This window comes from Chitinophaga sp. MM2321 (assembly GCF_964033635.1).
Classification (GTDB): Bacteria; Bacteroidota; Bacteroidia; order Chitinophagales; family Chitinophagaceae; genus Chitinophaga.
In genome coordinates this window covers 6,201,252-6,215,890 of the sequence record NZ_OZ035533.1, presented here as the reverse complement: position 1 = coordinate 6,215,890, position 14,639 = coordinate 6,201,252, and the positions used below count along the sequence as shown (strand labels likewise).

General features: G+C 46.4%; 18 protein-coding genes and 1 riboswitch. Of the genes, 15 read left to right on the top strand and 3 right to left on the bottom strand.

Going from position 1 to position 14,639, the window contains the following annotated elements:
• Positions 1 to 327 precede the first annotated feature (327 nt).
• Positions 328 to 1,446 carry a DNA polymerase III subunit beta gene (gene dnaN / locus ABQ275_RS24475; RefSeq protein ID WP_349315774.1) on the top strand — a complete coding sequence of 373 codons (1,119 nt, stop codon included), beginning with the start codon at positions 328 to 330 and terminating at the stop codon, positions 1,444 to 1,446.
• Between the two features lie 223 nt (positions 1,447 to 1,669).
• Here the strand turns inward: dnaN and ABQ275_RS24470 are convergent, their stop codons facing one another.
• A complete protein-coding gene (locus ABQ275_RS24470; RefSeq protein WP_349315773.1) occupies positions 1,670 to 1,795 on the bottom strand; it encodes a hypothetical protein in 126 nt (41 codons plus the stop codon).
• On the opposite strand from ABQ275_RS24470, the gene ABQ275_RS24465 reads away from it, so the two are divergent.
• Both ABQ275_RS24465 and ABQ275_RS24460 read left to right on the top strand, forming a co-directional pair.
• Entirely contained in the window at positions 1,786 to 2,622 is an 837-nt protein-coding gene (locus ABQ275_RS24465; protein WP_349315772.1) for a sterol desaturase family protein, read from the top strand. The genes ABQ275_RS24470 and ABQ275_RS24465 overlap by 10 nt on opposite strands.
• A 43-nt stretch (positions 2,623 to 2,665) precedes the next feature.
• The gene (locus ABQ275_RS24460) at positions 2,666 to 2,917 is read left to right on the top strand and encodes a hypothetical protein (protein ID WP_349315771.1); all 252 of its coding nucleotides are present in this window, start codon (positions 2,666 to 2,668) and stop codon (positions 2,915 to 2,917) included.
• Here the strand turns inward: ABQ275_RS24460 and ABQ275_RS24455 are convergent.
• Positions 2,914 to 3,390 (bottom strand): lipocalin family protein, encoded by a 477-nt coding sequence (locus ABQ275_RS24455; RefSeq protein ID WP_349315770.1) that lies wholly within the window; start codon positions 3,388 to 3,390, stop codon positions 2,914 to 2,916. The two genes, ABQ275_RS24460 and ABQ275_RS24455, sit on opposite strands and share 4 nt — an antisense overlap.
• Positions 3,391 to 3,432: 42 nt before the next feature.
• Positions 3,433 to 3,538, top strand: a riboswitch (TPP riboswitch).
• A 54-nt stretch (positions 3,539 to 3,592) separates the two neighbouring features.
• Between ABQ275_RS24455 and thiS the strand changes: the two genes are divergently transcribed.
• The 7 genes from thiS (at position 3,593) to thiH (ending at position 9,594) form a co-directional block, all read left to right on the top strand.
• Positions 3,593 to 3,796, top strand: coding sequence for a sulfur carrier protein ThiS (thiS, locus tag ABQ275_RS24450; RefSeq protein ID WP_349315769.1), 204 nt, complete (start codon positions 3,593 to 3,595; stop codon positions 3,794 to 3,796).
• A gap of 85 nt (positions 3,797 to 3,881) precedes the next feature.
• Complete coding sequence (gene thiC, locus ABQ275_RS24445; RefSeq protein ID WP_349315768.1) at positions 3,882 to 5,738, top strand: phosphomethylpyrimidine synthase ThiC; 1,857 nt, start codon at positions 3,882 to 3,884, stop codon at positions 5,736 to 5,738.
• The gene (locus ABQ275_RS24440; protein WP_349315767.1) at positions 5,735 to 6,337 is read left to right on the top strand and encodes a thiamine phosphate synthase; all 603 of its coding nucleotides are present in this window, start codon (positions 5,735 to 5,737) and stop codon (positions 6,335 to 6,337) included. Before thiC ends, ABQ275_RS24440 begins: the two co-directional genes overlap by 4 nt.
• Positions 6,313 to 7,065, top strand: coding sequence for a hydroxymethylpyrimidine/phosphomethylpyrimidine kinase (locus ABQ275_RS24435; RefSeq protein ID WP_349315766.1), 753 nt, complete (start codon positions 6,313 to 6,315; stop codon positions 7,063 to 7,065). Before ABQ275_RS24440 ends, ABQ275_RS24435 begins: the two co-directional genes overlap by 25 nt.
• Entirely contained in the window at positions 7,062 to 7,706 is a 645-nt protein-coding gene (locus ABQ275_RS24430; protein ID WP_349315765.1) for a thiamine phosphate synthase, read from the top strand. The genes ABQ275_RS24435 and ABQ275_RS24430 overlap by 4 nt, the downstream gene beginning before the upstream one ends.
• Positions 7,694 to 8,467 carry a thiazole synthase gene (locus tag ABQ275_RS24425; RefSeq protein ID WP_349315764.1) on the top strand — a complete coding sequence of 258 codons (774 nt, stop codon included), beginning with the start codon at positions 7,694 to 7,696 and terminating at the stop codon, positions 8,465 to 8,467. The genes ABQ275_RS24430 and ABQ275_RS24425 overlap by 13 nt, the downstream gene beginning before the upstream one ends.
• 20 nt (positions 8,468 to 8,487) lie before the next feature.
• Complete coding sequence (gene thiH, locus ABQ275_RS24420) at positions 8,488 to 9,594, top strand: 2-iminoacetate synthase ThiH (protein ID WP_349315763.1); 1,107 nt, start codon at positions 8,488 to 8,490, stop codon at positions 9,592 to 9,594.
• Between the two features lie 471 nt (positions 9,595 to 10,065).
• Here thiH and ABQ275_RS24415 read toward each other — a convergent pair whose 3' ends face one another.
• The gene (locus tag ABQ275_RS24415; RefSeq protein WP_349315762.1) at positions 10,066 to 10,527 is read right to left on the bottom strand and encodes a PA2169 family four-helix-bundle protein; all 462 of its coding nucleotides are present in this window, start codon (positions 10,525 to 10,527) and stop codon (positions 10,066 to 10,068) included.
• Between the two features lie 261 nt (positions 10,528 to 10,788).
• Between ABQ275_RS24415 and ABQ275_RS24410 the strand changes: the two genes are divergently transcribed.
• The 5 genes from ABQ275_RS24410 (at position 10,789) to ABQ275_RS24390 (ending at position 14,622) form a co-directional block, all read left to right on the top strand.
• Complete coding sequence (locus tag ABQ275_RS24410) at positions 10,789 to 10,941, top strand: lmo0937 family membrane protein (protein WP_349315761.1); 153 nt, start codon at positions 10,789 to 10,791, stop codon at positions 10,939 to 10,941.
• 303 nt (positions 10,942 to 11,244) lie between these two features.
• Entirely contained in the window at positions 11,245 to 11,964 is a 720-nt protein-coding gene (locus ABQ275_RS24405; RefSeq protein ID WP_349315760.1) for a ferritin-like domain-containing protein, read from the top strand.
• Positions 11,965 to 12,005: 41 nt separating this feature from the next.
• Positions 12,006 to 12,839, top strand: a complete 834-nt coding sequence (locus ABQ275_RS24400) for a ferritin-like domain-containing protein (RefSeq protein WP_349315759.1) — start codon at positions 12,006 to 12,008, stop codon at positions 12,837 to 12,839.
• Positions 12,840 to 12,932: 93 nt separating this feature from the next.
• Complete coding sequence (locus tag ABQ275_RS24395; RefSeq protein ID WP_349315758.1) at positions 12,933 to 14,093, top strand: esterase-like activity of phytase family protein; 1,161 nt, start codon at positions 12,933 to 12,935, stop codon at positions 14,091 to 14,093.
• A gap of 94 nt (positions 14,094 to 14,187) precedes the next feature.
• Positions 14,188 to 14,622, top strand: coding sequence for a copper resistance protein NlpE (locus ABQ275_RS24390; RefSeq protein ID WP_349315757.1), 435 nt, complete (start codon positions 14,188 to 14,190; stop codon positions 14,620 to 14,622).
• Positions 14,623 to 14,639 lie beyond the last annotated feature (17 nt).

Sequence of the window (14,639 nt, the reverse complement as noted above, 5' to 3'; positions counted from 1 at the left end):
TGATTTGAAGATAATTTAAGGAAACAGGCTTATTCTTTTTATAACCATCAAACTTATCCCTTTATTGTTAAAAGATATCTAATCAAACAAGTCGTTTCATCATTTCTATTCAGCATTAATAATATTTTTCATATATCTAAATCCGGTCAAACCCTGTGTAAAACCACTTATATTTAGTGTATAAGATGTGATGAAATTAGGGGGAATGACAAAACTTTCTATCTTTGTTTACAGTACATTTACACCTTTTACAGGTATCATGTGGCAGGCAGGCAAGTGGTGCGGGAATACCTATCACCTTAGAATGATAAGCAAATTTATATAAACATGAAATTTATTGTTTCTTCCTCTTCTTTATTAAAACAATTACAACAGATCAGTGGTGTTATCAATTCAAATACAGTATTGCCGATACTGGAAGATTTCCTCTTCTCGATTGATAAAAACGAGCTGACCGTAGTTGCAACTGATCTTGAAACCGTAATGCGGGTGAAGCTGGAGGTGGAAGCCAAGGAAAACGGAAGGATCTGTATCCCGGCAAAAATTCTGATGGACTCTCTCAAAAATCTGCCGGATCAACCCCTCACTTTCCACATTGACCTGAATTCTTACGCAGTAGAAATCACTTCTGACAACGGTAAGTACAAGGTAATGGGCGAAAATCCGGAAAACTTTCCGAAAGAACCCGCTGCTGATGACACCACCTCTTTCACCATGTCTGCTACCGGCCTGGTTACTGCCATCAACAAAACACTGTTTGCTGTCAGCAACGATGATCTGCGCCCGGCTATGACAGGTGTATTCTTCGAAATCGGTACTGACAGTCTCACTTTTGTAGCCACAGATGCGCACCGCCTCGTGAAATACGTGAGAACAGATGTGAAATGCCCACAGGCCGACAGCTTCATCGTTCCTAAAAAACCGTTGAACCTGTTGAAATCAGCCCTGCCCGATAACGATTCTGAAATCAGGATTGCGTATAGTCAAAACCATTTCTTTGTGCAGCACGAAGGCGCACAAATGATTTGTCGCCTCATTGACGCCCGTTTCCCTGACTATAAGGTAGTAATACCAAAAGATAATCCTTACCGCCTTACAGTGGTTAAAAGCGACTTCCAGAACGCATTAAAACGTGTGGGTGTATTCGCTAATAAAAGCACTAACCAGGTAGCACTCAATATCACCGGCAGTGAACTGCAACTCTCTGCACAGGATGTGGATTTCTCTTTTGAAGGTAATGAACGCATGAATTGCCAGTACACCGGCGATGATATGCAGATCGCTTTCAATGCTAAATTTCTCATCGAAATGCTGAACGCTGCAGAAGGAGATGAAATCTCCATCGAGCTGGCAACCGCCACCAAAGCGGGTATCCTCAAACCTTCCGAAAAAGAAGAGAATGAAGACCTGCTGATGCTGGTAATGCCGTTAATGCTGAACAACTAGTATTAACAACCGTATTTCAACTTCAAAGACTAAAGTCAACGGCTATATTAAAATGCATTTTGTCAAAAGATTAAATGCTTAAAGCTAAAAACTCATATGTAAAGCAATCTCTCCCAAAGAGGTTGCTTTTTTCTTTGCCTATGGCCGAAAAGAGAGCTATTTATTCCCCAAATTGTTGTAATTTTTGGCCGGAGTCAGGCAAGTAAAAACAGTAAACAGATCATCAGTCATTCATCACTCCCCCATATCCACCCGTAAAGAATTTGTTGGCCTGGTCAGAAGAACCATTTACATAGGCGAAGAAGATACAGTTTCCATAGATATATATTTTACCAGCATATGGTAACATTTTTTGAAAATATCCCGTCATACTATCGTACTGCCATCCTGGTTGGCGGACTGTTGCTCTTGTGGATCATTGAAGGCGTAGTGCCGCAATTCCGCTTCCGCAACAACCGTTACCGGCACGCAGGCACCAATCTGTTCTTTACACTCTCCACCGTGCTTGTAAACACCGGTTGCGCGTTTCTGATTGTAAAGGCGGCACAATGGACCAGCGAAACTCATTTCGGGCTGTTATACCAGTTGCATCTTCCATTATGGTTACATGCAGTACTGGCTATCCTGATGCTGGACCTGATCGGTGCATATCTTATTCACCTGGTACAACACAAAACAGCATGGATGTGGCATTATCATAAAATACATCATATCGATACCGCAGTAGATGCTTCTACCGCGTTACGGCATCACCCGGTGGAAAGTATATTCAGGGTAGTGGCGCTGTTTGTTGCCATTATCACCATGGGCGTGCCCTTCTGGGTAGTAATGCTGTATCAGTCTGTATCCGCTTTTATGTCGCAGTTTAATCATGCTAATATCAGGCTGCCCAAATGGCTGGATACCACGCTGAGCTGGATCATTGTATCACCGGATATGCATAAGGTGCATCACAGTCATCATCAGCCTGAAACGGATTCCAACTATGCGAATATATTTTCTATATGGGACCGGTTGTTTGGCACCTTTACAACGGTGCGTGATACCACCGCTATCCGTTATGGCCTGGATGAATACCAGGCGCCCCGTTACCAGGAGGTAGGACCGTTGCTGAAAGTGCCCTGGGAACAAACCTACAACACAAAAGAAAAATTAAGTGGTCAACACAACCTATAGCAGTACAATTATTCCTTAACCTGTTTCTAAAAATTCGAATTATATGCAACACTCAACAACCTTAACAAAAACTGCCTGTATATCGGCACTCATCATTGGTGTACTTGCTGCGGCATTCGCATTCAGTACCAAAACACCCAGCTATGCTGTAACCGCCGGCGCGGTAGCAACCGTAATCGGCCTTGTTTCATTATACATGGGTAGAAAAAATATCGATGACATGCAACTGGCTGCAGCTGGCGTTTTTATGGCCGTTGTATCCTGCCTGGTAGGACTCTGGCAGATTTACAATTAAAAGCTTCGCCTGTATTTATCTGTATAGCCCTCTGCGGCTTTTACAGGAAAAAGTATTAGCGAAGTATCTGACAACGCTTTTATAATCGTGGTGTCTACAATACCGGAAGAGTCTTTTGTACCTTCTGAATGACTCCACAACAATAAAGTATCGTGTGTCAGCTGCCATTTTTCATATACAAGCGTATACATATTAATGGACCGGGCCACGCCGGTCTTCCGCAATTGAAAACCTTGCATTTCCTTATCCAGGCCTTCTACAGGCTGTATCCATTTCCCTATGAGCTTAGCTGTATCAATATACAGCGTATCAGTAACAGCAGCGATGCTATCAGTAATGCCGGCATTGCTGCTGTCTGTAATACCCACCAGACTGCTGTCGTGTACAATATCTTCCTGCGGTTCCCCACTTTTCGGATTACACCCGAAAACAAATAATAGTAATAACGGAAAGAGGTTTCTTTTCCTGATCATAGATTAAAATTACGAATTACAAATCATTTCCATTACTTTTACGCTTCACTTTAGGGGTGTTTATCCTTTTACAAAAGGATAAACTGAGATGATACCCTCAGTACCTGAAGCAGTTCATACTGCCGTAGGAAAAAGTAACTGAACTTTCTTCATCTTTCCACACATCCTTAAAGTTTATTGTTTCACTTAAATTCCAACACTCATGGAAGTGCTTGTAAACAATAAACTTTATGCGGTGCAGCACGGAATAACCATTGCTGCACTCTTACAGTTTATTCAGCTCCCTGCTCAGAAAGGCATTGCAGTGGCCGTCAACAACCAGGTAATACCAAAAACATCCTGGGACCACCGACCGCTATCCGCGGCCGACAGTATTACCATTATACGCGCCACACAAGGCGGGTAAAATGCCTGTCCGTTTATTTTCGTATACACGTTTCCGTAATTAATTTTTACGGAACCAATCTTCCTGTCTCTAAAACTCAGTCAACATGCAGCAGCAGCAGGCGGCCATCAGCCGCACACCATTCCCCGCGTCAGAAAAAATTTATGTAGATGGCAGCATCCATCCTGTTAAAGTAGCCATGCGTAAAATAACGCTAACGGATACACGCATGCACGGAAGAAATGGTATAGCCACTCCCAACGATCCCGTCATCATTTATGATACGAGCGGCCCTTACACAGATCCCGCTATCGACATCGATGTCACGAAAGGTATTCCCAGGCTCCGCCAGGAATGGATCACCGGCAGGGGAGATGTAGAACAACTGCCCCGATACTCCAGTGCATATATCCGGCAACTCCTGCAACAGGGCGGCAAAATGCCCCTCATGAGCATTACAAACAAACCATTGCGCGCAAAAGCCGGACAAAATGTAACGCAACTGTACTACGCACAACAGGGGATCATTACCCCCGAAATGGAGTACATCGCCATCCGTGAAAACCAGCATGCAGATACCCTTTTTCAAGAGAACAATGCATTGTGGCACCAGCACAAAGGCAATAGCTTTGGCGCCAATACCCCGGTGAAATTTATTACACCCGAATTTGTTCGGCAGGAAATTGCCGCCGGCAGAGCCATCATACCCGCCAATATCAATCACCCCGAAAGTGAACCGATGATCATCGGCCGCAATTTCCTGGTGAAGATTAATGCCAACATCGGCAACTCGGCTGTTACATCCAGCATTGAAGAAGAAGTGGAAAAAGCGGTGTGGTCCTGCCGCTGGGGCGCCGATACCATCATGGATCTCAGCACCGGCAACAACATCCACGAAACAAGAGAATGGATTATCCGTAATTCACCCGTACCCATTGGCACCGTACCCATTTACCAGGCACTGGAAAAAGTAAATGGTAAAGCAGAAGCCCTCACCTGGGAAATATTCCGCGACACCCTGATAGAACAGGCAGAACAAGGCGTGGACTATTTCACCATTCACGCCGGCGTACTGCTCAGGTATATACCGTTAACGGCTAAACGTGTAACGGGTATCGTTTCCCGCGGCGGTTCCATCCTGGCCAAATGGTGTCTTGCACATCATAAAGAAAATTTCCTGTACACGCATTTTGAAGAAATCTGTGAAATCATGAAAACCTATGATGTTTCCTTCTCGCTCGGCGATGGTCTGCGTCCCGGTTGTATCGCTGATGCCAATGATGCTGCACAGTTTGCCGAACTGGAAACACTGGGAGAACTCACCAAAATAGCCTGGAAACACCATATACAGGTAATGATAGAAGGGCCCGGCCATGTACCTATGCACCTGATCAAAGAAAATATGGACAAGCAGCTGGAACACTGCCACGAAGCGCCGTTCTATACCCTGGGACCCTTAACTACTGATATAGCTCCCGGATACGACCACATCACTTCCGGCATAGGCGCAGCCATGATCGGCTGGTTTGGCACCGCGATGCTGTGCTATGTAACGCCTAAAGAACACCTGGGCCTGCCGGATAAAGAAGATGTACGCCAGGGTGTGATCACTTACAAAATAGCCGCACACGCTGCCGACCTGGCAAAAGGCCATCCCGGCGCACAACACCGCGATAATGCACTGAGCAAAGCCCGCTTCGAATTCCGGTGGGAAGACCAATTCAACCTCTCCCTCGATCCGGAAACGGCTCGTTCTTACCACGATGAAACACTCCCCGCCGAAGGCGCTAAAGTGGCGCATTTCTGCTCCATGTGCGGACCTAATTTCTGCTCCATGAAAATCACGCAGGAAGTTAGGGAGTTTGCCGAACAACAGGGACTTGAAGCCAGCGCAGCACTCGCCGCCGGAATGGAAGAGAAAGCAAAATCATTTGCAGAACAGGGAGGGGAAATCTATAAATGATCTGGATCATCACATCACCAGAACGGCTAAACGAAGAAGGGAAAATACTGACAGCCCTGCTCAAGGCCGGGGTATCCAGGATACTCCTGCGCAAACCGCAGTGGACACCGGAAGCGTATCATGATTTGATAGCTGCCATAGATCCTGCCTTCTATAGCAAAATTATCATCCATGATAATTTTCAGGTGTGCCATACTTATGCGCTGGGCGGCATTCACCTGAGCGGCAAAATGCGGAACAGCATCACCGGCAGCGAATGGCAGTTATGTCTCCGGCAGTATCCACTGCGCAGTACAGGTATTCATCACCCTTCGGAGATAGCAACTATGGATAAACAATTCAGTGCATTATTACTCAGCCCTGTTTTTAACAGCATCTCAAAACCCGGCTACGGGGGAAGATTTGCACAGGCGCTGGATAATAAAGCAGGACATACCATACTGGCATTGGGTGGCGTAGATCATACCAATATCACCCACCTGAAACAATGGCATTTTGATGGCGCCGCATTACTGGGCGCCATCTGGAAACAACCGGCTAAAGCAGTAGACAATTATTACCGTATTCAGGAATTATGGAACAGGAACGACCTTTCGTGATGAGCTTTGCAGGTCTGGACCCCAGCGGGGGCGCAGGTTTGCTGGCAGACATTAAAACATTTGAGCAGCACCGCGTTTCCGGATTGGGTGTGTGTACAGCTATCACCGTGCAAACGGCAGCAGATTTTATTTCGGTGGAATGGTTGCCCGTCACGCAAATCCTTGCACAGGCGAAGCCACTGCTGACTACTACTACCATCCGGTATTGCAAGATCGGGATCATGGCAGATGTGCATGCCCTGCTGGAACTGGTACGCAAAGTAAAACAACTGGCGCCGGGCATCCGCATCATCCTTGACCCGGTGCTGAAAGCCTCTGCGGGCTTCACCTTTCATGGCAGCATTCATCGACAGTCATGGCAGGAACTCTTATCAGCACTCTACCTGCTCACGCCCAACTACGACGAGGCACTGTTGCTCTCCGGTCATACCAACGGCGATGCGGCTGCGCAGCAACTAGCTGCTTACTGCGCCGTGCTGCTGAAAGGAGGCCACCATACCGGCAAGCCCGGTGTGGATACCCTTTACACCGGCCATGCAGTGCATGAATTTTTGCCGGGAGGCAACCGCGTATTCCCGAAGCATGGATCAGGATGCGTGCTGTCTGCCTCCATTACGGCCTGCCTCGCGCTCGGACAGTCATTACATGAGGCGTGTTATAACGGAAAAGCATATACGGAAAATTTATTATCCAGTCATTCATCACTAACAGGATACCATTACATATGATCAGCACCTTACATTATATATCACGACAAACACCTGCGGCCGCTCATACAGATCAGATCATGGCAGCCTGCGATGCCGGCTGCAAATGGATTCAGCTGCGCATCAAAAACGAAACGCCGGAAAATATTTTACCCGTGGCAGCCGCCGCAAAAATAATTTGCGACCGTTACAAGGCGGCCCTGATCATCAATGATTATCCTCATATAGCCGTGGCCGTTGAGGCCGCCGGTACACATGTGGGCCTGGGAGATATGACGGTAGCCGCCGCCAGGGCCATCACCGGTCCTGAAATGATCGTAGGCGGTACCGCAAACACTGCTGCCGATATTATACAACATGCTGCGCACGGCGCCAGCTATGTTGGACTTGGGCCTTTCCGGTTTACCACCACCAAGCAGCAGCTAAGTCCCATCCTGGGCCTCAGTGGCTACCAGGCTATTATGCAGAAGCTGCAACAAAAAAGTATAACCATTCCCGTTATAGCCATCGGTGGTATCCTTCTCCAGGATATTCCCGCGCTGATGCAAACAGGCATCCACGGGATAGCCGTCAGCGGCCTGATCACACAGGCATCAGACAAGGCTGTACTTGTACAGCACATTTTCGAACAAACAAACAAGCAGGCATTATGGAACCATTAATCATAGCAGGCAAACATTTTTCATCGCGGTTATTTACCGGCACCGGCAAGTTTTCTTCAGCGCAGGTAATGGAACAGGCCCTGCTGGCCTCCGGCAGCGAACTGGTGACTGTAGCACTCAAACGGGTGGATCTGCACAACAACGCAGACGATATGCTCCGCCACCTGGCCCATGCTCATATCCAGCTGCTGCCGAATACCTCCGGGGTGCGCACAGCAAAAGAAGCCGTATATGCGGCACAGTTAGCCCGTGAAGCACTGGAAACAAACTGGATCAAACTGGAAATACATCCCGATCCCCGCTACCTCATGCCCGATCCTGTAGAAACACTACAGGCGGCCACGGAGCTGGTTAAACTGGGGTTTGTGGTACTGCCTTATGTACATGCCGACCCGGTGTTATGCAAGCGGCTGGAAGAAGCCGGTACCGCCGCAGTGATGCCATTAGGCGCACCAATAGGCAGCAACAAAGGATTAAGAACAGCTGATTTTCTCGAAATCATTATTGCACAAAGCAACATCCCGGTCATTGTGGATGCGGGCATTGGCAGTCCTTCGCAGGCAGCACAGGCCATGGAAATGGGCGCCGCCGCTGTATTGGTAAACACGGCTATTGCCATTGCCCGTGATCCCGTACGGATGGCTGCTGCTTTTAAAACCGGCGTAGCAGCTGGCCGTATGGCCTATGAAGCAGGACTGCCGGCTATCAGTACACAGGCCATTGCGTCCAGTCCATTGATTGCGTTCCTGGATGAACGCTGAAAATAAAAAAATTAAAACCCATGTTTAAAAGCGTTTTCGATCAATATCAATGGGAGGAAGTAAAAGCGGGCATCTATGCTAAAACAGCACAGGATGTAGAACAGGCGCTGCATAACAAAAGCCGCTCGCTGGACGATTTTGCCGCACTGATATCACCGGCGGCAGCGGCTTACCTGGAACCGATGGCCCGCATGAGCCATGCACTTACCTTACAGCGTTTTGGTAAAACCATACAGCTGTATATCCCCCTGTATTTATCCAATGAATGCCAGAATATCTGCACCTATTGCGGATTTAGTCTTGATAATAAAATACGACGCAAAACCCTCAGTCACGCGGAAATCCTGCAGGAAACGGCCACCATCAAGCAAATGGGGTATGATCATGTGTTGCTGGTAACCGGCGAAGCCAATCAGCTCGTTGGCCTCGAGTATTTTAAACAGGCGCTGCAACTGCTCCGCCCGCATTTTGCCAATATCTCCATGGAAGTACAACCCATGGATGAAGCGGATTATGCCGCACTCATTCCATTCGGATTACATGCAGTACTGGTATACCAGGAAACTTATCACCAGGAAGATTACAAAAAGCATCATCCCAAAGGGCGCAAATCGAGCTTTGACTACCGGCTGGATACGCCCGACAGACTGGGCCGTGCAGGAATTCACAAAATGGGGCTGGGAGTATTGATAGGACTGGAAGACTGGCGTACGGACAGTTTCTACACGGCGCTGCACCTGCAATACCTGGAGAAAAAATACTGGCAAACAAAATACAGTATTTCCTTTCCGCGCCTGCGTCCGTTTTCGGGAGGGCTCACCCCCAAAGTTGCGATGAACGACCGGGAACTGGTACAGCTCATCTGTGCTTACCGCCTGCTGAACCAGGAAATAGAACTCAGTATTTCTACCAGGGAAGTTGCCGTTTTCAGGGATCATATTATCAGGCTGGGTATTACTGCCATGAGTGCAGGCTCTAAAACAAATCCCGGTGGCTATGCCGTAGATCAGCAATCGCTGGAACAGTTTGAAATATCTGATGAGCGCAGTGCAGCGGCTATTGCCGCCATGTTACGCGGGCAGGGATACGAGCCGGTATGGAAGGACTGGGATAAAGTTTTTTCCTGAAACAGCGAAGGTGGCTTTTCAGCCACCTTCGCATAAATTGATCCTTACATATCAACTTTAATCATCCAACCATCAACTGGTTAAAAACTAAAATTGTATGGCAGGAATAGTAGCTATCTCTCAATCACCTTAAAGGTAAGAAGGGTATTGATTTGAAAAACACGCTCAAAGCATTTGAACAAAATGAACAGTAAAGCGTAAACTGAACAGAAACCGTGGTATTTCATCGTTTTTCACAGTCATTCGTGGCCGGTATCATGCTGCAGATTTATTATAAAAGGGCTGCCTCAAACGATGAAGAAGCAGCCCTGTACCGAAAAATCCCGTAGTTGCCATATTACTTATTAAGATAAGTATGATTGGAATACCGTTATTCAAAAGTAGAGCGGTATTCCTGAACAACCCATTATATGGGTTGTTTGAACAAAAAGAACAGCACAAGATCATCTGCACAAAAAAAACATTAGTAAATCAATGACTAACGTTCTCTACATCTCTATATGTTTTAATGGTATCGTGCGAATCCTTTAACGCAGCCTGCTGTCCGCCAATCAGTTCACGCAGGTAATAGGGCATAGGGGTGTCACTTTTCAACACCATGGAATAAACGGCCTGTGCCGCATCTTCACCATACTCACAACAGGAAAGAATAGCATGACGATCATAACCCATGAAATTGCATTTCATATCCATCCATGTTTTGAATAATTTACCCGGTGCGGTGATAGCTGAAACGGTCCGTTCTCCCATCGCTACAAGCTGTTCATTTAACTGGGCTGCATAATGCTTGCTCTCATCGATCATGCCCTGGAATAACGCCTGCATATCAGCATCATTCGTTGCCTCAATCGCTTTCTCATACCCCTGTACTCTGTCATGATTTATTTTGACAAGATCGCTTAACACTTCTGTGAGCATTGCTGGCTGTTTCATGATCAATAGTTTTATAGTTTAAAATAAGGTTGCCGCTCATTATCCATTTTCAAAAATACGACCAGTTTGCAAAGCCTTTATCACAAAGCATTTGGGGAGATGTATAACAACTTTTTCGTCCTTTTTTTTCTCGGATGGTGGAATAGGTTCCACACTGTTCCGGACTCTTCCGGGCTGGCACCCCTGTTATACCCCTATAACAGGCTTTTATTGGATTGGCATAAATTTTAAAGTATATACTATGAATCAAATCCTGAAAACATGAGCAATCTTTTGTATTTAATCGCCGTAATTCTGATCATTGGATGGATACTTGGTTTCTTTGTATACTCCGCAGGTAGTCTTATACACGCCCTGCTCGTACTAGCTATCATAGCAATCCTGGTGAATATCATCAGGGGAAGAGCTTTATAGGGTCTGACCAGGATAAAAAATTAATAACGTTTTCCATGATGGGCCTGGCAGATATAAGAGAAGAAAATTTTGCGCTTCTTTTATATCTGCCAGGCCCATCGTGTTTATGTTTTTTATTTTTTTTATGTTGATTAAATAATGTGCTGAAAAAATTTTCTGCTTTTTAAAACCAATGCCGACAAAGCCCCGTATATGATCATCAGGTGTCTGCGCGAGCGTACCTGCCGGCACTTATGAAACCCGCTACTGTTAACCAACAGAGCTGTGTGATCATATATTATTCCATCTCATAAATTTAAGCTTATGTACATTTTGAAGACCCGCTCTCAGGATGAGAGCAAGGAAGTTATGCCCAATATACAACGCCGCAACTTCCTTAAATATATGGGCCTCGGCTCCGCATTCATTACTGCAACCACGCTCGTAGCCAGCTGCAAAAAAAATGATGACAACAACAACATGCCTGGTGAAGGCGTAAGTCTGGGTAGTGGCGACATTGCAGTATTGAATTACGCCTATGCACTGGAGCAGCTGGAAGCCGCTTTCTATACACAGGTGGTATCGTCTCAATATGCCGGCATCTCACCCATGGAAGTACAATACTTTACAGATATCAGGAATCATGAAATAGGTCACCGCGAATTTTTAAAAGCAGCATTATCTACCAACGCCATCGTTGGCCTGGAAGTAGATTTCAGCTCCATAGATTTTTCCAAAAGAGATAGTGTACTGGGTACCGCCAAAGCATTTGAAGACCTCGGTGTATCTGCTTACAATGGCGCAGGACAATATTTCTCCAACACGGCTGCCGGTCAAACCTACCTCGGCCTCGCAGGAAAAATAGTTTCTGTAGAAGCCCGCCACGCGGCCTATATCCGCGACCTGATCAGCAACGGAACGTTTGCAGGTGATGATGTGGTAAATGCAGATGGACTGGATAAATCAAGAACACCGGCGGATGTTTTCGCAATAGCCGGCACGTATGTAAAAACGAAGATCGACACCAACACGCTGCCTAAATAAGCCGCACTTCTCTTCATTATTTCACTGTTAAATCTGATCATATGGACATGCTTAATATTTTTAAGGAAATCGAAAAAATCGATCCCGAAGTATACGATAAACTGGATACCCGTCGTAACGCCATGAAACAGTTTACCAACATCAGCGGTAAAATTGCACTGGCTGCCATCCCGTTTGCACTGGGCAGTATGTTTAACAAAGCATACGCCCGGCAGGCATCATCTACTGACGTGAAAGGCGTACTGGCACTTGCGCTCACACTCGAATACCTGGAAGCTGCTTACTATGCCAAAGGACTGGCCACACCCAATTTAATTCCTGCTGAAGGCATGGGTGCTATTACAACCATCAGCAAACATGAAACAGCCCACGTAAAATTCTTACAGGGCGCACTAAGCGGAATGGGTGGCTACGATCCAAGCCCCACTTTCGACTTTACCGCCGGTGGTACTTTCCCCACCGTGTTTAGTAATTACGACTACTTCCTCGCCGTATCACAGGCTTTTGAAGATACCGGTGTACGCGCCTACAAAGGTCAGGCACCTAAGCTCGCCGGACAAGGGGCTGTATTAACTGCAGCACTGAGTATTCACTCCGTGGAAGCACGTCATGCAGCACATATCCGCGCCATGCGCAGAACAAGAAAGGCACTGGGCGCTGACGATAACCTTAAACCCTGGATCACGCTGAAACAAAGTGGTATCGCCACTTCCGCTGTTGATCCGGTATATGCAGGCGAAGAATTAACAGTACAGGCAGGTGTAAATATTTCCGCTATCAACAACATGGGAGATGCCAGCGCATCTGAATCATTTGATGAGCCATTAACAGGCGAACAGGCAGTAGCTATCGCCAGTTTATTTATAAAACCTTAGTACGCTTAATAGTTGGTCAGATGAAGAAAAGGCTGGCCCTTCCGGGTCGGCCTTACTGACGTACGTTTGCCCGATATTCCCTAAATTGCTGCCATGAGAAAATACCGGTCTTTTCCGGCGGCCTTGTGTATGCTGTGTATCATCAGCTGCAGCAGTACCCGCAACAAAATACAATCCACTACAAACACGGTTAGTTTGTATTACATAGGGCAACAGATCATCCCACACAACATGCCTTTCAATGGCACTGTGGTAGGCGGTTTGTCAGGAATAGACTACGACCCCGGCACGCAGCAGTATTACATGATCTCTGATGATCGTTCGGAACGCAACCCTGCCCGCTTCTATACCGCCCGGCTTTACTTCTCCGAAAAATCATTTGACAGCATAAAATTTACGGGCGTAACATTTTTGCGGCAACCGGATGGTAGTACATTTCCCGGTATTAAAGAAAATGCCGCCCTTACACCCGACCCCGAAGCCATGCGTTATAACGCAACAAAAAAATGCCTGGTATGGAGCAGCGAAGGAGAACGGATCGTGCAGGAACAGGATACGATTCTCACCAATCCCGGTGTATTTGAAATCGGTACCGATGGCCATTATATTGATTCATTTATTTTGCCGGCACAATTCCGCATGCAGGCTACCGATAATGGTCCACGGCGCAACGGCGTATTTGAAGGACTCGGCTTTACGCCCGGCAACCGTTTTATGTATGTGAGCCAGGAAGAACCCAGGTATGAAGATGGACCACGCGCGGGTGTACACGATACCTCGGCTTTTACCCGTATCATCAAATACGATAATGATACCCGTCAGTCTGTTGCCCAATATGCTTATAAACTGGATCCGGTAGCCCATGCCGCCATTCCTGAAAATGCCTTCAAAGTAAATGGTATTGCGGATATCCTCGTATTGTCGGATCACAGAATGCTCACCATTGAACGCTCTTTTTCTTCCGGTATAAAAGATTGTACCATCAAGGTATTTATGACGGATGTACGCAACGCCACTGATATAAGCTCTGTTAATTCACTTCAGTCGGACACACTTTTTAAACCTGCTACTAAATTGTTGTTGTTTGATTTCGCAAGCCTGAATACTTATATTGATAACATAGAAGGAGTAACATTTGGTCCCATACTTCCCAACGGTCACCAGAGCCTGGTGTTTGTAGCAGACAATAATTTTTCCGCTGTTGAAGAAAGCCAGTTTTTCCTGTTCGAGCTAATGCCATCTGCTACATTTTAACCCGAAAAATATTTTTTTTAAAATTTAGGGAGATAAAAACCTGCATTTTAACTAAAAGCAGGGGCCATTTGTTATAAAGGAAGAAACCTTCTTTATGAGATACCTTTCTTTATTGCTAGTCATAGTATTGGCGGGCTGCCAACATTCCGGGAGCACGGCCGGCGCCTCGGATACCGCCGGTAAAAAAGATAGCTGGATCACTTACACAGGTACCCTGCCATGCGCCGATTGCATTGGGATCATAACGGAATTAACCCTCCATGAGCAATTACAGGATCCTGACTTCCAGTTTAAACTCAAAGAAACCTACCAGGGTGTAAGTGCGGGGAAAGACGCCATTTTCAATAGTGAGGGTTCCTATCGCCTGTTGCCGGGCAATGGAGATACGGTGGTGATCCAGCTCAATCCTGATAAAGACAGAAATCTTCAGCGTTTTTTTCAACGGGTAGGAGAGCGGGAATTAAAATTACTTGACAGAGACAAGCACCCCATAGAAGGCAATTTAAACTACAGCCTCACAAGCCGGTAATAATATTTCTATATAGC